Below are 16937 nucleotides of genomic sequence, written 5' to 3' on the forward strand. Positions count from 1 at the left end.
TTCATGGGACCGCGCCACTCCAGTGGCGCGGTCCCATGAGCGTTACCGAATCGCCGCGCTCGGCTTCACGAACTGCGCCAGCGTCGCCTGATCGGCGCGGGCGGCGTAGCTAAGGTCCTTGCGCATCGCCCACACTGACAGCTCGAAGTACAGCGGCAGGATGCCGGAGTCGGCCCGCACCAGCCGGCTCGCCTCCTGCAGCAGCGTCTCGCGCTTCCTGTCGTCGACGGTGCGCAGCGCCTCGTCGAGGCGCGCATCCATCGTCGGATTGGAGTAGCGGCCGCGGTTGGTGCCGCCCATGCCCTTCTCGCGGCTCGGCGTGGCGGCGAGCGCACGCAAGGGATTGGACATCTCGCCCGACTCGGAACTCCAGCCGGAAAGATAGGCACTGTACCTGTACTCGTCGCGGTTCCTGAAGAAGACCGGCGGCGCCGTCGCCTCGACCACGGTCTTGACGCCGATGCGGGTCCACATCGCTGCGACCGCCTGCGCCACCGTGAGGTCGTTGACGTAGCGGCCGTTGGGCGCGCCCAGCGTGATCGCGAAGCCGTCGGGAAAACTGGCTTCGGCGAGCAGCTTCTTCGCCGCAGCGGGATCGTGCCGGTCGGGCCGGGTGTCCTTGGACGTGCCGAAGGCCGGCCACGGCAGGAAGTCGCCCGCGGGCTGGGCGAAGCCCTCCATGATCGTGTCGACGATGCCCTGGCGGTCGATCGCCAGCGACAGCGCCTCGCGCACGCGGGGGGTCTTGAGCGGGTTCTTGCCGTTGGTGTCGGGAATGCCGGGCGACGGCTCGCTCTGGTCGAGGGCGACGTAGATCAGGCGGCTCGACGCCGCCTCGGCCAGCGCGATCGTGGGCTCCTTCCGCAGCCGGGCTGTTTCGGCGGCCGGCGGATCCTCGATCAGGTCGACATCGCCCGCCAGCAGTGCCGCCACGCGTGCCGCCCCGTCGGTCAGCGGCCGGAAGACGACCTTGTTCCAGGCGGGCCGAGGGCCCCAGTAGCCGTCGTTGCGCGCCAGTACTAGGTCGCCGCCGCGCTTCCAGTCGACGAACTTGAACGGCCCGGTGCCGACCAGCCCGTCGCCGCGATTGAGCTCGGCGGTCGTCCTGCCTTCGGGTGCGTCGCCCGCCGCCGCGGTATGGGACAGGATCGGCAGGCCCGAGAGATCGATTGGCAGCAATGGCGCCGGCGCGGCGGTCGAGATGCGCAGCGTCAGCGGATCGACGATCTCGAGCCTGGTCGCCTGCCGCGTGATCCAGGTGAACGGCGAGGGGCTGTTGGGCACCTTGGCCGCGCGCTCGAAGGTGAAGACCACGTCCTCGGCGGTGAAGGGCGAGCCGTCGTGGAATTTCACGCCGGGCCTGAGCTTGAACTCCCACACCGTGTCGCCGACCGGCTTCCACGACAGCGCCAGCGCCGGCACGGCAAGCTGATGCGCATCCCGGGCGACCAGCGTGTCGAACAGGTGCATCGCGATCTGGTTGTTGGCGCCGACATTATGGAATTGCGGATCGAGCGATGTCGGCTCGGTCTTGAGCCCGATCCGGAGCTCCTGCGCCGCCGCCGGCAGCGCGAAGGCGAGCAGGGCCCACACGAGGAGAAACACACACCGTCGCATGGGCTGCGACTCTCAGCGTGCCTCGACCGAAACGCAACGCGACAGGAAGACCCCGGACGCCTCGCGATCAGGCGTGAGCGTCGTAGACCCAGTGCTCGTGCGGATTGAAGCCGTCAGGTGCGAAGTCGTACACCGCGGCGAGCTCCGGCATCGTCGCCGGCGACGGATCGGGCAGGCCGAGCCCGTCCATCAGGTTGGCGAGCAGCACCAGCGGATCGTCGGTCAGCAGGCTCGACTCGTCGGCCGTCGTGAAATGCTCGATCACATGGATGTCGCTCGACTCGCCGAACACCCTATCGAGCGCGGCGCCGAACGCGGACACGTCGTGGCCCGCTTCGTTCCACGGCGGCGCCGGTGACGGAGTCTGCTCGAAGTCGACGAGGGGCTTTTTCATTAGCTTGAAGTATAGCGTGTAAGCGCTTGATTAGGAACAACAACATGAGCCGCGAAACGAGCCCATGGCATGCCGTGGGCCGAACGAATAGGGTGCGCCCCTTGAATTCGAGCGGGCGGAGAGCGGCATGAACGGTGCGGAGAGTCTGGTTCGGACCCTGGTCAAGGGCGGCGTCGAGGTCTGCTTCGCCAATCCCGGCACGTCGGAGATGCATTTCGTCGGTGCGCTCGACCGCGTCGAGGGCATGCGCTGCGTGCTCGGCCTGTTCGAGGGCGTGTGCTCGGGCGCAGCCGACGGCTACTACCGCATGAAGGACAAGCCGGCCTCGACCCTGCTGCACCTCGGCCCGGGCCTCGCCAACGCCGCCGCCAACCTGCACAACGCCAAGAAGGCAGGCTCCGGCATCGTCAACATCGTCGGCGAGCACGCTCTCTATCACATCAAGTACGACACGCCGCTGACCGCCGACATCGAGGGCATCGCCCGGCCGTTCTCGCACTGGGTCAAGACCTCGCCGACCTCCAAGACCGTTGCCAAGGACGGCGCGCTGGCGATCCAGGCGGCCCGCGTGGCGCCGGGCCAGATCGCGACCCTGATCCTGCCGGCCGACACCGCGTGGACCGAGGCCGATGCCGCCGCCGAGACGCCCGAGCCGCCGCTGCCGCAGAAGCCCGCCAACGAGGAGGTCGTCGCCGCAGCCAAGGCCCTGAAGGAGGGCGGCGCCTCGGCGATGCTGTTCATCGGCGGCCGCGCGCTGCGCGCCCGCGGCCTGGAGCTTGCCGGCAAGATCGCCGCCAAGACCGGCTGCAAGGTGCAGGCGGCGGGCGGCACGGCGCGCATCGAGCGCGGCGCCGGCCGCGTGCCGGTGCTGCGCCTGCATTTCGTGGTCGAGACGGCGCAGCAGATGCTGAAGGGCACCAAGCACATGGTGCTGGTCGGGGCGAAAGCGCCGGCCGCGTTCTTCGCCTATCCCGGCAAGCCGTCGGTGCTGGTGCCGGAGGGCTGCGAGGTCACGACGCTCTGCCCGGTCGAGGGCGATCCGATCGGCTCGCTCGAGTCGCTGGCCGCCGAGCTCGGCGCGATGAACGAGAAGCCTGCCGTCGCCGAGGCCAAGCGGCCGGAGCGGCCGACCGGCAAGTTCACCCTCGACGGCCTCGGCCAGGCGCTGGGTGCGGCGATGCCCGAAGGCGCCATCGTGATCGACGAATCGGTCACCACCGGCCGCGGCTTCTTTCCGTTCTCGGTCGGCGCCCCGCCGCACGACTGGCTGAACAACATGGGCGGCTCGATCGGCTTCGGCGCGCCGGTCGCGGTCGGCGCCGCGGTGGCCTGCCCGGACCGCAAGGTGATCTGCATGATCGGCGACGGCTCGTCGATGTACACGATCCAGGCGCTGTGGACGATGGCGCGCGAGAACCTCGATGTCTGCGTGCTGATCTTCTCCAACCGCAACTACAAGATCCTCTACAGCCAGCTCGCCGATGTCGGCGCCGCCAATCCCGGCCCGCGTGCCATCGACATGCTGACCCTCGACCGGCCGACACTCGACTTCACCCTGCTCGCCAAGGGCATGGGCGTGCCCGGCGCCAAGGCGCACGACCTCGACGAGTTCAACAAGCAGCTCAACTACGCCATGTCGACCAAGGGTCCGTACCTGATCGACGTGGTGATGTGATGCGCAAACCCTCCCCGTTCAAATGGGGAGGTGTCGCCGTCTGCGCGCTTTTCGAACGAAGTTCGAAAACGCGGTGGCGACGGAGGGGTCATGCGCCCCACCGTCACCGTGACCTATGACCCCTCCGTCGCGGATTACCGCGCCACCTCCCCATCAGAATGGGGAGGAGTTTCATCCGTCGTCTAATCCGTCGCGCACGCTCTACGGCCGCCGTCGCGGCAAGAAGCTGCGGGCCGGGCAGGAAGCCCTGCTCGATACCCTGCTGCCCAAGCTCCTCGTCGCCGTTCCGCCCGAACCGCAGAAGCTCGACCTGGCCGCGCTGTTCGGCGACCGCGAGGTGTGGCTCGAGGTCGGCTTCGGCGCCGGCGAGCATCTGGTGTGGCAGGCCGAGCAGCATCCCGATGTCGGCCTGATCGGCTGCGAGCCCTATCTCAACGGCGTCGCCAAGTGCCTCGCGCATATCGAGCGCACGGGCGTGAGCAATGTCCGGCTGTTCACCGACGACGCGCGCCTGGTGATGGCGGCGCTGCCCGAGCAATCGTTGTCACGCGCCTTCGTGCTGTTCCCCGATCCGTGGCCCAAGACGCGCCATCACAAGCGCCGCTTCGTGCAGAGGGACACGCTCGACATCCTGGCGCGGCTGATGAAGCCCGGCGCGGAGCTGCGGCTTGCGACCGACGATCCGAGCTACCTGCCCTGGATGGTCGAGCATGCCTGCACCCATCGCGCCTTCGACTGGCTGGCCGAGCGGCCAGCCGACTGGCGCGTCAGGCCCGCCGACTGGCCGCCGACCCGCTACGAGCAGAAGAAGATCGCGGGCACCCCGACCTTCCTGCGGCTCCGGCGATTCTGATATCGCTGATATCATTGCTATTCCCACGCGAGTGGGAAGTCGGTGGGAAGTCTAAGCGTCCCGGACCTCGGCGGCGGGACGCCACAAGACCAGGACCGCGGCTGCGGCCTGCAGGCCGAGGCACACCATGAGCGACGTCCGGTAGCTGCCCGAGATGTCGTGCAGGACGCCCAGGATGTACGGACCGGTCGCCGCGACGAGCTGGTTGATCGCGACGTTCAGGCTGACGGCGCGGGCGAAGTCGCGGCGCGGGAACTCCTGCTGCACGATCAGGCCGGGCAGCGTGATCAGGTTGCCGACGCCGAAGCCGAACAGCACGCAGCCGAGGTAGAGCGCGGCGATCGACGTGCTCGACAGCAGCACCACCATCGACGCGACCTGCACGCACAGCACCGCCGCCGACGCGGCGCGACGGTCGACCCTGTCGATCACCATGCCGATGATCAGGCGTCCGGCCAGGGCCGACACCGAGGTCAGGCTGACCGCCCAGCCGGCGCCCTTGAGGCCGAGCGTCGGCTCGAGGAAGGCGACCTGGTGGGCGATGAAGCTGATCTGCGCCAGCAGGCCGAGCGAGAAGGCGCCCAGCATGGTGAGGTAGCGCGGCTGGCGCAGCAGCGCGGCACGGCTCATCGGTTCGCCACCGCCGTCGTGCGCCGCGGCGGTCTCGTCGCCGGCATCGTGCTCGTCGGCGCGACGCGGCCGCAGCACGACGGCGGCCAGCGGCCATAGCGTCAGCAGCACGAAGGCGACGGCCATCGTGCCCGCTCTTGCAAAGCCCATCGTGTCGATCGCCCAGGCGAAGGCCGGCGCGAACAGCAGCCCGCCGCAGGTCGCACCGTTGAGGGCCAGGCTGGCGGCCAGCCCGCGGCGGCGGTTGAACCACTGGGCGATGATGGTGTTGATCGAGCCGCCGCCCATCGCCGCCCAGCCCGGGATCATCAGCAGGAAGGCGAGATAAAGCTGCCAGGGCCGGTCGATCACGGTCAGCGCAAGGACCCCGACCCCCATCAGGGCAGCGCCGCCGATGACCACCAGCCGGGCGCCGCGCTTCAGGATGACGTCGCCGACCTGCATCACCAGGAAGGCGCCGACGACGTAATAGAAGGTGATGGCCGAGGAGATGGTGGCCGGCGACCAGCCGTGGGCCTTGTGGAGGGCCACCAGATATAGGCTGAGCCCATAGAAGCCGAGCCCCCACCCGTAGAGGGCAATCGCGAACGCGCAAAAGACCACCCACCAGCCGTGGTACGCAGAGCTGACCTTGTTCATAGCGAGGGTTTGCCACGCGCCGGACCGACCGGCTGGCGGTTTTCGGAATGCATTAAGAAAGCTTGCCAGTCTACGGAACTGAGCCTATATCCGCGCCATCCTCATACGGGTTCGCGGGACGAACCAAACAAAAAGAGTGGGCCGAAAACCCGCTCTTTTCATTTGCTCGGCATCCCCGCGGGCCCAAACCGTAGAGATGTCGCACCTGTCGTGACCGAACTGCTGCGCAAGATCGAAGACATCGTGAGCCCGACCGTCGTCGGCATGGGCTACGAGGTCGTTCGTGTCGCGATGAGCCGGGGCGGTGGCACCCTGCAGATCATGATCGAGCCCAGCGACGGCCGGCCGATGGATGTCGAGGACTGCGCCACGCTTTCGCGCGCGCTTTCGGCGGTGCTCGATGTCGAGGATCCGCTTCCCGGTGCCTACACGCTGGAGGTGAGCTCGCCCGGCATCGATCGGCCGCTCACCCGGGAGAAAGACTACGTTCGCTGGGCCGGCCATCTCGCGCGCATGGAGACCACGCAACCGATCGAGGGCCGCCGGCGATTCAAAGGCACGCTGCTGGGGTTCGAGAACGGCATGGTCCGGCTGAAGCTGGAGGACGGGACGGAAGCGGATGTGCCGCTGTCGCAGATCTCGCGGGCCAAGCTCGAATTGACCGACGCACTTTTGGACGAACACCGCCGCGCCCAGGAAGGCGCGGAGCCAACCCACTGAAGGAATAGGGAACCGAGAGGACAACATGGCAACGACCGCCGATATCCCGCGTCTGGAGATGCTGCAGGTGGCCGACATGGTCGCCCGCGAGAAGAGCATCGAGCGCGAGGAAGTGCTCGAGGCGATGGAGCAGGCCATCCAGAAGGCCGGCCGCGCCAAGTACGGGCTGGAGCACGACATTCGCGCCGAGATCGACCGCAAGACCGGCGAGATCAAGCTGCTGCGCTACATGCAGGTCGCCGACCCGGTCGAGAACGAGAACGTCCAGGTCTCGGTCTCCGAGGCGCAGCGCCGCAATCCCGAGGCGCAGGTCGGCGACTTTTTGACCGACGAGCTGCCGCCGATCGACTTCGGCCGCGTCGCCGCCCAGACCGCCAAGCAGGTGATCACCCAGCGGATGCGCGAGAGCGAGCGCAAGCGGCAGTACGAGGAGTTCAAGGATCGCGTCGGCGAGATCGTGTCGGGCGTGGTCAAGCGCGTCGACTACGGCAACATCACCGTCGACCTGCAACGCGCCGAAGGCGTGATCCGCCGCGACGAGACGATCCCGCGCGAGAGCCTGCGCGTGAACGACCGCGTCCGCGCCTACATCTTCGACGTCCGCGAGGAGCCGCGCGGCCCGCAGATCTTCCTGTCGCGCAGCCATCCGCAGTTCATGGCCAAGCTGTTCACCCAGGAAGTGCCGGAGATCTACGACAACATCATCGAGATCAAGGCGGTCGCCCGCGATCCGGGCAGCCGCGCCAAGATCGCGGTGCTCTCCCACGACAGCTCGATCGACCCGATCGGCGCCTGCGTCGGCATGCGCGGCAGCCGCGTCCAGGCGGTGGTGCAGGAGCTGCAGGGCGAGAAGGTCGACATCATCCCGTGGTCGGGCGAGGTCGCAAACTTCATCGTCAACGCGCTGGCGCCGGCCGAGGTCAGCAAGGTGCTGATGGACGAGGAGAAGAACAAGGCCGAGGTGGTCGTGCCCGACGACCAGCTCAGCCTGGCGATCGGCCGCCGCGGCCAGAACGTCAAGCTCGCCTCGCAGCTCACCGGCTGGGAGATCGACATCATGACCGAGGCCGAGGAGAGCGAGCGCCGCCAGAAGGAGACGCGCGAGCGCACCGAGCTGTTCAAGGTCGCGCTTGATGTCGACGACGTGATTGCCCATCTCCTGGTGGCGGAGGGCTACGCCGCGGTCGAGGACGTGTCCGAAGCGGCCATCGAGGATCTGCAGACGGTCGAGGGCTTCGACGAGGACATCGCCACCGAGCTGCAGCGCCGCGCCCGCGAGTACATCGAGAAGCGCGACGCCGAGCTGGCCCAGCGCCTGGAAGAACTTGGCGTGTCCGAGGACGTGCGGGCCATCGAGGGCCTCAGCCTGCCGATGCTGGTGGCTCTGGCCGAGCAGGGCGTCAAGACGCTCGACGACCTGGGCGACCTCGCTTCCGACGAGCTGCGCGAGATCGTGGGCGAGAGCGCCATGGATTCCGAGACCGCCAACGCCATCATCATGAAGGCGCGCGAACACTGGTTCCCGGCCGAGGAAGCTGCCTCAGGCGAGGAAGCCAAGGCCTGACGGAAGGAGACCGATCGCTTGACCATGGCCCTTGCCATGACCCTCGAACCCACGGCCGAAGCCGCCCCCGTCGTAACCGGTCCGCTGCGCACCTGCATCGTGACCGGCGAGACGATGGCGCCTGAGCGGATGATCCGCTTCGTCGTCGGGCCGGACGGCGACGTCGTGCCCGATCTGGCGCGGCGGCTGCCGGGGCGCGGGATGTGGCTCGCGGCCGAGCGGGCGATCGTCGAGCAGGCGGTGGCCAAGAAGGCTTTCGCCCGCGCCGCGCGCGCCGCGGTGACGGCCGCGCCCGATTTGCCGCAGCGGATCGAGAAGCTGCTGCTCGATCGGGCGCTCGAGGATCTCAGCCGCGCGCGCCGGGCCGGCCGCGCGGTCGCAGGCTTCGTGAAGGTCGAGCAGATGATCGCCCAGCGACGGGCCGGGTTGCTCGTCGTCGCGCACGAAGCCGACGGCGATGGCCTCGGCAAGCTGCAGGCGAGCGGCTTGCCGATCGAGCGTTTGGGCGGTGTCGCCGACCTGGGAGGCGTGTTCGGGCGAGACCAGGCTGTTTACGTGGCAGTCGCGCGGGACGATGCGTCCGGCGCCTTCATTCAACGGATTGCGAGCGGAGCGGCGCGCTGGCGTCGCTACCGCTCGAACGGCGCCGGTTGACGGGCCGCAGCGGAGCAAGGACAACACGCGTATGACCGATCAGAAAGAATCGACCAAGCCGACCAAGCCGCTGAGCCTCTCGACGCCGGCGCGCTCGGGATCGGCCGCCGGCAAGGGCGGTGAGACGCAGGTGCGCCAGAAGTTCAGCCATGGACGCACGCGCGCGGTCACGGTCGAGGTCAAGAAGCAGCCCATCAAGCGTCCGGGGGCGCCTGCGGGCCCGGCTCCGACGCCACCACCGGCGCCGGCCCCCGCCGCCGCAACGCCGGCGGCAGCGGCACCGGCCGGTCGCCCGCTGAAACTGGGCGGCGGTTCGGCTGCGCCCGCACAGACCGCGGCGCGCGCGCCCGCGCCATCGGGCGGTGGCCGCTCGACCCTGTCGACGCGTCCGGCGCAGCAGCCCGGTCGCGGCGGCATCGTGCTGAAGACGCTGACCGAGGAAGAGAAGGAGGCGCGCGCGCGCGCGCTGGTCGACGCCAACCGCGACGCCGAGGTCGCGCGCCAGCGTGCCGCCGAGGACGCCAAGCGCCGCGAGGCCGAGGACAAGGTGCGCCACGCCGCCGAGGAAGAGCACCGGCGCCGGCTTGCCGAGGAAGAGGCGCGCAAGAAGGCCGACGACGAGATGAAGCGGAAGGCCGATGCGCTGGTCCAGAAGCGGATGGACCAGGCCGACGCCGCGCCGCAGACGCCGATGGCCCGCCAGGTCGAGGAGATCGGCGTCCGCCCGCCGGCGGCTCCGCCGGCTGCCCGCGCGCCGTCCGCGCCGCCGCGCTCGTCCGGCCCGATGCCGGGCCGTCCGGTGATCGTGCCGCGGTCGCCGGGCTCGTCGCCGCCGTCGGGCGGTCCTGGCGGCATCCGCCGTCCGCCGATGCGCCCCGGGCCGATGACACCCAAGCGCGCGCCGACGCCGCCGGCTGGCGCCCGCCGCGAGGCGCCCAAGCGCCGTTCGGACAAGGTCGACGTCGGCCGTGCCGTCGCCGGCGAGAACGACTTCCGCAGCCGGTCGGTGGCGCAGCAGCGCCGCCGCCTGGAGCGCGAACGCCGCCGCGAGTTCGACGCCGAGCCGCAGCAGAAGGTCTATCGCGAGGTCACCATCCCCGAGACCATCACGGTCCAGGAGCTGGCGCAGCGCATGTCCGAGCGCGGCGGCGACGTGATCAAGACCCTGATGGGCATGGGCGTCATGGCGACCATCAACCAGGCGATCGATCCCGACACCGCCGAGCTGGTGGTGACCGAGATGGGTCACCGGCCCAAGCGGGTCAACGAAGGCGACGTCGAGACCGGCCTGACCGACGCGGTCGATGCCGAGGACTCGATGGTGTCGCGTCCGCCGGTGGTCACGATCATGGGCCATGTCGATCACGGCAAGACGTCGCTGCTCGACGCGCTGCGCGCGACCGACGTGGCCGCGCACGAGGCCGGCGGCATCACCCAGCATATCGGCGCCTACCAGGTGACGCTGCCGTCGCAGCAGAAGATCACCTTCCTCGACACGCCGGGCCACGCAGCGTTCACCGCCATGCGCGCCCGCGGCGCCAAGGTGACCGACATCGTCGTGCTGGTGGTGGCCGGCGACGACGGCGTCATGCCGCAGACCAAGGAGGCGATCGCCCACGCCAAGTCGGCGGGGGTGCCGATCATCGTCGCCATCAACAAGATGGACAAGGCCGGCGCCGACGCGAGCCGCGTCCAGAACGAGCTGCTGCGCGACGAGATCCAGGTCGAGCAGCTGGGCGGCGAGGTCCAGTCGATCGAGGTCTCAGCGACCAAGAAGATGAACCTCGACAAGCTCGAGGAAGCGATCCTGCTGCAGGCCGAGGTGCTCGAGCTCAAGGCCAATCCCAAACGCGCCGCCGACGGCGTGGTGATCGAGGCCAAGCTCGATCCGGGCCGCGGCTCGGTGGCGACCGTGCTGGTGCAGAAGGGCACGCTCAAGGTCGGCGACGTGCTGGTCGCCGGCGCGGTGTGGGGTCGTGTCCGTCGCCTGGTCGACGATCGCGGCCAGCAGGTCGAGGAAGCGGGTCCCGCCTTCCCGGTCGAGATCCTGGGGCTCGCCGGCACGCCGCAGGCGGGCGACGAGTTCCATGTCGTGGAGAGCGAGGCGCGTGCGCGCGAGATCGCCGACTTCCGCGCCCGGCGCGACCGCCAGGTCGAGCTGGCCCGTGCCGCGGGCGGCCGCGGCACTCTCGAGGAGATGATGAAGGGTATCCGCGAGGGTACCGCCAAGGAGCTGCCGGTGCTGATCAAGGCGGACGTGCAGGGCTCGGCGGAAGCGCTGGCCGGCGCGCTGTCGCGCCTCGGCAACGACAAGGTCGTGACGCGCGTCGTCTACTCGGGCGTCGGCGGCATCAGCGAGGCCGACATGACGCTGGCCAAGGCGTCGGGTGCGCTGATCATCGGCTTCAACGTGCGCGCCAACCCGCAGGCGCGCGAGATCGCCAAGCGCGACAAGATCGACATCCGCTACTACTCGATCATCTACAAGGTGACCGAGGACATGGAGCAGCTGATGGTCGGCCTGCTCGATCCGACCTACAAGGAGACGTTCCTCGGCAACGCGCAGATCCGCGAGGTCTTCCGCATCACCAAGGTCGGCAATGTCGCCGGCTGCATGATCACGGAGGGCATGGTCAAGCGCGGCGCCAAGGTCCGCCTGCTGCGCGACAACGTGGTGATCCACGAGGGCACGCTGAAGACGCTGCGCCGCTTCAAGGACGAGGTCCGCGAGGTCCAGCACGGCTTCGAGTGCGGCATGGCGTTCGAGAACTACGACGACATCAAGGTCGGCGACGTGATCGAGTGCTTCGACGTCGAGGAAGTGAAGCCGACGTTGTAACGAGACTTTCCTCCCCTTCGCGAGTTGCGCGAAGGGGGAGCAATTGAGGGAAAGAACGCCATGTCCCGGCGTCGCTCTTCGGACAAAGACAAAAGCGATCGCGGCCACAGCCAGCGCCAGTTGCGAGTCGGCGAGGAGATCCGCCACCTGCTGGCGGAGCTGCTCGAGCGCGGCGACATGCGCGATCCGGAGCTGCGCGACGCGCGCATCACCGTGACCTCGGTCGATGTCAGCCCCGACCTGCGCAACGCCACGGCCTTCGTCATGCCGCTCGGCGGCAAGGACAGCGCGCGGCTGCTCGCCGCCCTGCGCCGCGCCGCGCCGTGGTTCCGCGCCCGGGTGAGCGAGAAGGCGGGGCTGCGGAGCGCGCCGGAGATCCGCTTCCAGCTCGACGCGACCTTCGACGAGGCGGACAAGATCGGCAGCCTGCTGCGCCGCCCTGACGTGGCGCGCGACATCGAGGACAAGTGAGCCTGAAGCGGCCGAAGAACAAGGTCGACGGCTGGGTCGTGCTCGACAAGCCCCTGGGGCTGGGCTCGACGCAGGCGGTCGGCAGGGTGCGCTGGCTGTTCGCCGCCGAGAAGGCGGGCCACGGCGGCACCCTCGATCCGCTGGCGACCGGCGTGCTGCCGATCGCCCTGGGCGAGGCGACCAAGACCGTCCCGTTCGTGATGGACGGCCGCAAGGAGTACCGCTTCACGCTCCGCTTCGGCGAGGCGCGCGCGACCGACGATGGCGAGGGCGAGATCACCGCGACCTCTGACGTCCGCCCGACCGACGAGGCGATCCACGCGGCGCTGTCCAACTTCATCGGCTCCATCGAGCAGATGCCGCCGGCCTTCTCGGCGCTGAAGATCGACGGCAAGCGGGCCTACGACCTCGCCCGGGCGGGCGCGACGGTCGAGCTGAAGCCGCGCCAGGTCTCGATCGAGCGGCTGGAGCTGCTGGGCCGTCCTGACGCGGACCATGCAGATTTCGCGGTCGCCTGCGGCAAGGGCACCTACATCCGGTCGCTCGGCCGCGACCTGGCGCAGGCCCTGGGCACCGTCGGACACCTGTCGGCGCTGCGTCGAACCGTCGTCGGGCCGTTCCGGGAGGAGGCGGCCATTTCGCTTTCCAAACTGGAGGCCCTCGGGCATATTCCGCCGCTTCTCGGGGCCCTGGTCCCCGTCGCGACCGCGCTGGACGACATCCCGGCGCTGGCCCTGACAGGAACCCAAGCGGATCGGCTGCGCCATGGCCAGCCGGTGCTCTTGACCCGGGACGCACCGCCCTCCGGCACTTTGGTTCGTGCCGAGACGGGCAGCAAGCTGGTCGCTCTGGTCCGTTCCGACGGTGCCGCCCTCCAGCCGGTGCGCGTGTTCAACCTTTAGTTTCAGGAGATCACCGATGTCGATCACGGCCGACCGCAAGGCGGAGCTCATCAAGTCGTATGCCCAGGGCGAGGGCGACACCGGTTCTCCGGAAGTGCAAGTCGCCATCCTCAGCGAGCGCATCAGCAACCTCACCGAGCACTTCAAGGGCCATGCGAAGGATCACCATTCGCGCCGCGGCCTGCTGAAGCTGGTCGGTCAGCGTCGCCGGCTGCTCGACTATCTCAAGGCCAAGGACAACAAGCGCTACGACACGTTGATCGAGCGTCTGGGTCTGCGTCGTTGAGTTCACGGCCCCGTCCTTTGCGGCGGGGCCTTTTCGCGTCGTGTCGTCTGGTCCCCGTTTGTACGGCCGGCGTCGCGACTTCGTAGGTACCGGGAAGGCAGGGGCTGAGTGCAAAGGCCTGTCCCGGTCCTGCCGGCGCAAGGGCGCCGGTAGGCGGTCGCGCCCAGGCGGGGGCGCGCGGCCGGTAGGAAAGGAAGATGGATATGACCGATATGTTCAAAGTGTTCCGCAAGGAAGTCGACTGGGCCGGCCGCAAGCTGATCCTCGAGACCGGCAAGATCGCGCGGCAGGCCGACGGCGCGGTGCTGGCCACCTACGGCGGCACCACGGTGCTCGCCACCGTCGTCTTCGAGAAGAAGCCGAAGCCCGGCCTCGATTTCTTCCCGCTGACCGTCAACTACCAGGAGAAGGCGTTCGCCGCCGGCAAGATCCCGGGCGGCTTCTTCAAGCGCGAGGGCCGTCCCTCGGAGAAGGAAGTCCTCACCTCGCGTCTGATCGACCGTCCGATCCGCCCGCTGTTCGCCGAGGGCTATCGCAACGAGACGCTGGTGGTGATCACCACCCTGGCGCACGACATGGAGAACGATCCTGACATCGTCGCGCTGGTCGCCACGTCGGCGGCGCTGACGCTCTCGGGCGCGCCGTTCCTGGGTCCGATCGGTGCGGCCCGCGTGGGCTATCTCGACGGCCAGTTCGTGGTCAATCCGACGCTCGAGCAGACCGAGAAGAGTGACCTCGACCTCGTCGTCGCCGGCACCACCGAAGGCGTGCTGATGGTCGAGTCCGAGGCCAAGGAGCTGCCCGAGGACGTGATGCTGAAGGCGGTGATGGAGGGCCATCGCTCGTTCCAGCCGGTGATCGAGGCGATCATCCAGCTCGCCGAGCACGCCGCCAAGGATCCGATCCAGCTCGCCGAGCCGCCGGCCGCCGCCAAGACGGTCGCCGACAAGCTCAAGGCCGGTTTCGCCGGCAAGCTCACCGAGGCCTACACCGAGACCCAGAAGCTGTTGCGCCAGCAGAAGGTCGGCGCGGTGAAGGACGAGGCCAAGAAGCTGTTCGCCGACAACGAGGAAGAGGCCGCCCAGTTCGGCGACGCCTTCGGCAACCTCGAGGCCGAGGTGGTGCGGGGCGCCATCCTCGACACCGGCAAGCGCATCGACGGTCGCGACACCAAGACGGTCCGCCAGATCGTCGCCGAGGCCGGCATCCTGCCGCGTGCGCATGGATCCGCGCTGTTCACGAGAGGCGAGACGCAGGCCCTCGTGGTCGCGACCCTCGGCACCGGCCAGGACGAGCAGATCATCGACGCGCTCGAGGGCGAGTACCGCGAGGCGTTCATGATGCACTACAACATGCCTCCGTACGCAGTCGGCGAGGTGCGCCGCATGGGCTCGCCCGGCCGTCGCGAGATCGGCCACGGCAAGCTCGCCTGGCGCGCGCTGCGCCCGATGCTGCCGGGCAAGGACAAGTTCCCCTACACGATCCGCATCGTGTCGGAGATCACCGAGTCGAACGGCTCGTCGTCGATGGCCTCGGTCTGCGGCGGCTCGCTGTCGCTGATGGACGCCGGCGTTCCGCTGGAGCGGCCGGTGGCGGGCATCGCCATGGGCCTGATCAAGGAAGGCGAGCGCTTCGCCGTCCTGACCGACATCCTGGGTGACGAGGATCACCTCGGCGACATGGACTTCAAGGTCGCCGGCACCGAGCGCGGCATCACCGCGCTGCAGATGGACATCAAGATCACCTCGATCAACGAGCAGATCATGCAGGTGGCGCTCGGCCAGGCGAAGGATGGTCGCATCCACATCCTGGGCGAGATGGCCAAGGGCCTGGGCGGCGCGCGCGAGAGCGTCAGCCAGAACGCGCCGCGCATCACCCAGTTCACCATCCCGAAGGACAAGATCCGCGAAGTGATCGGCACCGGCGGCAAGGTGATCCGCGAGATCACCGAGACCACCGGCACCAAGATCGACATCGAGGACGACGGCACCATCAAGGTCGCTGCGGTCGACGCCAAGCAGGGCCAGGCCGCGATCGACTGGATCAAGGGCATCGTCGCCGAGCCCGAGATCGGCGTGATCTACAGCGGCAAGGTCGTGAAGACCGTCGAGTTCGGCGCCTTCGTGAACTTCCTCGGCGCCCGCGACGGCCTCGTCCACATCTCCGAGCTGGCGCCGCGCCGCGTCGCCAAGGTGACCGACGTGGTCAAGGAAGGCGACCCGGTGAAGGTCAAGGTGCTGGGCGTCGACGATCGCGGCAAGGTGCGGCTGTCGATGAAGGCGGTCGACCAGCAGACCGGCGAGGACATCTCGAACAAGCCGCGCGAAGAGGCGGCCGTTCCGGCGGCTCAGTAAGAGCGCTCATCCGCGAGCAGAACGGCGGCCGAGAGGCCGCCGTTTTTCATTCGGCGGCCCGCCGGCCCCAGACGACGGTGTCGCCGTAGACCTCGGGGATCTTGGCGTCCTGGTCGGCCGGCGAGAACAGCTCCCATTCGATGCCGTTGATATCGTGGGTCGAGGAGAAGCCCTTCGCCGCGTCGTCCTCGAAGCCGAGATGGCGTAGCTGGCCGGCGCGCGCCGGCATCTCGTTGATCGAGAAGTTGAGCGTCTCGGTGCGGAACAGCGCGTACTTGCCGGGCACGACGGCGGTCGGCGCCACGCCGAGGCGCTGGCTGTAGTCGGCGATCGACTCCTTGAGGTCGGCAACGGCGATGGCGATGTGGAAACGGCGCATGGGCTGGCTCCCTTGTGGCTCCCCCTTGGCTCTCTTGGGGGCTGGCGCGCCTCAAATCACCAGACCGGCCAAGCTGGTACAAGGCGGGTAGTTATACGGGTATAACTACCACCATGACCGACCGGACCGACCGTCAGCAGCGCACGCTGGGCGAATTCCTGCGCGCCCATCGCGCCCGCCTGTCGCCGGCGGGCCTCGGCCTGCCGGCGGGACAGCGCCGGCGCACGCCCGGCCTGCGGCGCGAGGAGGTGGCGCAGCGCTGTGGCCTCAGCGTCACCTGGTACACCTGGCTGGAACAGGGCCGCGACGTGGCGGCCTCGCCCCAAGCACTGGCCTCGGTGGCGCAAGCCTTGCAGCTCACGCCGGCTGAGCGCGCCTATCTTTTCCAGATCGCGGGCCGCATCGACCCGGCGTCGCCGCTCTCGGACGACGCCATGGACGTGCCGCCGACGCTGGCCGATGCGCTGGCCTCGATCTCGGGGCCCGCCTACGTGCTCGACCGGCTGTGGAACGCGCGCGCCTGCAACGAGGCGGCGCGGCGCTTGTTCGTCAGCTGGCTCGATGGCGAGGAGGCCAACCTGCTGCGCTACGTGTTCCTGAACCCGGTCGCGCGGCGGGTGATTCCCGACTGGAATGGGCGGGCGCGCCGCGTGCTGGCGGAGTTCCGCGCCGAATCGAGCCGCCATCTCGACGATCCCGCCCTGGTCGCGCTGGTCGACGATTTGCGCGGCCGCAGCGATTTCTTCGCCCAGTGCTGGGACGAGCATGAGGTGGTGGTGCCGCTGGGCGGCGAGCGCATCTTCGAGCACCCGCGCGAGGGCCGGCTGACCTACGAGCAGGTTGCCTTTACGCTGGCGAGCCGGATTGACTTGAAGCTGGTAATGTTGATCGATCGGAAGCACCGCACGCGCCGCGCGTAAAGGGAGGCTGCGGCTTCCGCCTGCGTATAGGGAGGCATGA

15 protein-coding genes are annotated in these 16937 nt (G+C 68.9%); 11 read left to right on the top strand and 4 right to left on the bottom strand.

From position 1 onward, the window contains the following. Nucleotides 1–42: 42 nt before the first annotated feature. Complete coding sequence (locus J0J01_RS12840; protein WP_296381119.1) at nucleotides 43–1605, bottom strand: ABC transporter substrate-binding protein; 1563 nt, start codon at nucleotides 1603–1605, stop codon at nucleotides 43–45. A gap of 79 nt (nucleotides 1606–1684) precedes the next feature. Then, on the bottom strand, nucleotides 1685–2011 hold the full coding sequence (locus J0J01_RS12845; protein WP_296381120.1) for a hypothetical protein: 327 nt from the start codon (nucleotides 2009–2011) through the stop codon (nucleotides 1685–1687). Between the two features lie 127 nt (nucleotides 2012–2138). On the opposite strand from J0J01_RS12845, the gene J0J01_RS12850 reads away from it, so the two are divergent. Both J0J01_RS12850 and trmB read left to right on the top strand, forming a co-directional pair. After that, nucleotides 2139–3686 carry an acetolactate synthase large subunit gene (locus J0J01_RS12850; protein ID WP_296381122.1) on the top strand — a complete coding sequence of 516 codons (1548 nt, stop codon included), beginning with the start codon at nucleotides 2139–2141 and terminating at the stop codon, nucleotides 3684–3686. 115 nt (nucleotides 3687–3801) lie between these two features. After that, nucleotides 3802–4539 (top strand): tRNA (guanosine(46)-N7)-methyltransferase TrmB, encoded by a 738-nt coding sequence (gene trmB, locus J0J01_RS12855; protein WP_296381124.1) that lies wholly within the window; start codon nucleotides 3802–3804, stop codon nucleotides 4537–4539. A gap of 51 nt (nucleotides 4540–4590) precedes the next feature. Here the strand turns inward: trmB and J0J01_RS12860 are convergent, their stop codons facing one another. Further along, nucleotides 4591–5808 (bottom strand): MFS transporter, encoded by a 1218-nt coding sequence (locus tag J0J01_RS12860; protein ID WP_296381126.1) that lies wholly within the window; start codon nucleotides 5806–5808, stop codon nucleotides 4591–4593. Nucleotides 5809–6018: 210 nt separating this feature from the next. Between J0J01_RS12860 and rimP the strand changes: the two genes are divergently transcribed. The 8 genes from rimP to pnp all read left to right on the top strand — a co-directional run bounded on the left by rimP (nucleotide 6019) and on the right by pnp (nucleotide 15598). Continuing rightward, on the top strand, nucleotides 6019–6528 hold the full coding sequence (gene rimP / locus J0J01_RS12865) for a ribosome maturation factor RimP (protein WP_296381128.1): 510 nt from the start codon (nucleotides 6019–6021) through the stop codon (nucleotides 6526–6528). 25 nt (nucleotides 6529–6553) lie between these two features. Further along, complete coding sequence (gene nusA, locus J0J01_RS12870) at nucleotides 6554–8092, top strand: transcription termination factor NusA (protein WP_296381131.1); 1539 nt, start codon at nucleotides 6554–6556, stop codon at nucleotides 8090–8092. A 24-nt stretch (nucleotides 8093–8116) separates the two neighbouring features. Continuing rightward, complete coding sequence (locus J0J01_RS12875) at nucleotides 8117–8746, top strand: RNA-binding protein (RefSeq protein ID WP_296381337.1); 630 nt, start codon at nucleotides 8117–8119, stop codon at nucleotides 8744–8746. Between the two features lie 31 nt (nucleotides 8747–8777). After that, nucleotides 8778–11585, top strand: coding sequence for a translation initiation factor IF-2 (gene infB / locus J0J01_RS12880; RefSeq protein ID WP_296381133.1), 2808 nt, complete (start codon nucleotides 8778–8780; stop codon nucleotides 11583–11585). A gap of 60 nt (nucleotides 11586–11645) precedes the next feature. Continuing rightward, complete coding sequence (gene rbfA / locus J0J01_RS12885) at nucleotides 11646–12056, top strand: 30S ribosome-binding factor RbfA (RefSeq protein ID WP_296381135.1); 411 nt, start codon at nucleotides 11646–11648, stop codon at nucleotides 12054–12056. Further along, nucleotides 12053–12958 (top strand): tRNA pseudouridine(55) synthase TruB, encoded by a 906-nt coding sequence (gene truB / locus J0J01_RS12890; RefSeq protein WP_296381137.1) that lies wholly within the window; start codon nucleotides 12053–12055, stop codon nucleotides 12956–12958. The genes rbfA and truB overlap by 4 nt, the downstream gene beginning before the upstream one ends. Nucleotides 12959–12974: 16 nt before the next feature. After that, nucleotides 12975–13244, top strand: coding sequence for a 30S ribosomal protein S15 (gene rpsO / locus J0J01_RS12895; RefSeq protein ID WP_296381139.1), 270 nt, complete (start codon nucleotides 12975–12977; stop codon nucleotides 13242–13244). 212 nt (nucleotides 13245–13456) lie between these two features. Continuing rightward, nucleotides 13457–15598 (top strand): polyribonucleotide nucleotidyltransferase, encoded by a 2142-nt coding sequence (gene pnp / locus J0J01_RS12900; RefSeq protein ID WP_296381339.1) that lies wholly within the window; start codon nucleotides 13457–13459, stop codon nucleotides 15596–15598. Nucleotides 15599–15644: 46 nt separating this feature from the next. Here the strand turns inward: pnp and J0J01_RS12905 are convergent, their stop codons facing one another. Further along, a complete protein-coding gene (locus J0J01_RS12905; RefSeq protein WP_296381141.1) occupies nucleotides 15645–15977 on the bottom strand; it encodes a hypothetical protein in 333 nt (110 codons plus the stop codon). Between the two features lie 113 nt (nucleotides 15978–16090). Here J0J01_RS12905 and J0J01_RS12910 point away from each other — a divergent pair, with 113 nt between their 5' ends. Beyond that, complete coding sequence (locus J0J01_RS12910) at nucleotides 16091–16897, top strand: helix-turn-helix transcriptional regulator (protein ID WP_296381143.1); 807 nt, start codon at nucleotides 16091–16093, stop codon at nucleotides 16895–16897. The last annotated feature ends 40 nt before the right edge of the window (nucleotides 16898–16937 follow it).

Source organism: Reyranella sp. (assembly GCF_017305915.1).
Classification (GTDB): domain Bacteria; phylum Pseudomonadota; class Alphaproteobacteria; order Reyranellales; family Reyranellaceae; genus Reyranella.

What these genes read in the sequence shown, in the direction of transcription:
- J0J01_RS12850 (WP_296381122.1), top strand. Translation starts at nt 2,139, where the DNA reads ATGAACGGTGCGGAGAGTCTGGTTCGGACCCTGGTCAAGGGCGGCGTC.
- infB (WP_296381133.1), top strand. Translation starts at nt 8,778, where the DNA reads ATGACCGATCAGAAAGAATCGACCAAGCCGACCAAGCCGCTGAGCCTC.
- trmB (WP_296381124.1), top strand. Translation starts at nt 3,802, where the DNA reads ATGACCCCTCCGTCGCGGATTACCGCGCCACCTCCCCATCAGAATGGG.
- J0J01_RS12875 (WP_296381337.1), top strand. Translation starts at nt 8,117, where the DNA reads ATGGCCCTTGCCATGACCCTCGAACCCACGGCCGAAGCCGCCCCCGTC.
- J0J01_RS12905 (WP_296381141.1), bottom strand. Translation starts at nt 15,977, where the DNA reads ATGCGCCGTTTCCACATCGCCATCGCCGTTGCCGACCTCAAGGAGTCG.
- J0J01_RS12860 (WP_296381126.1), bottom strand. Translation starts at nt 5,808, where the DNA reads ATGAACAAGGTCAGCTCTGCGTACCACGGCTGGTGGGTGGTCTTTTGC.
- rbfA (WP_296381135.1), top strand. Translation starts at nt 11,646, where the DNA reads ATGTCCCGGCGTCGCTCTTCGGACAAAGACAAAAGCGATCGCGGCCAC.
- pnp (WP_296381339.1), top strand. Translation starts at nt 13,457, where the DNA reads ATGTTCAAAGTGTTCCGCAAGGAAGTCGACTGGGCCGGCCGCAAGCTG.
- nusA (WP_296381131.1), top strand. Translation starts at nt 6,554, where the DNA reads ATGGCAACGACCGCCGATATCCCGCGTCTGGAGATGCTGCAGGTGGCC.
- J0J01_RS12910 (WP_296381143.1), top strand. Translation starts at nt 16,091, where the DNA reads ATGACCGACCGGACCGACCGTCAGCAGCGCACGCTGGGCGAATTCCTG.
- rpsO (WP_296381139.1), top strand. Translation starts at nt 12,975, where the DNA reads ATGTCGATCACGGCCGACCGCAAGGCGGAGCTCATCAAGTCGTATGCC.
- J0J01_RS12845 (WP_296381120.1), bottom strand. Translation starts at nt 2,011, where the DNA reads ATGAAAAAGCCCCTCGTCGACTTCGAGCAGACTCCGTCACCGGCGCCG.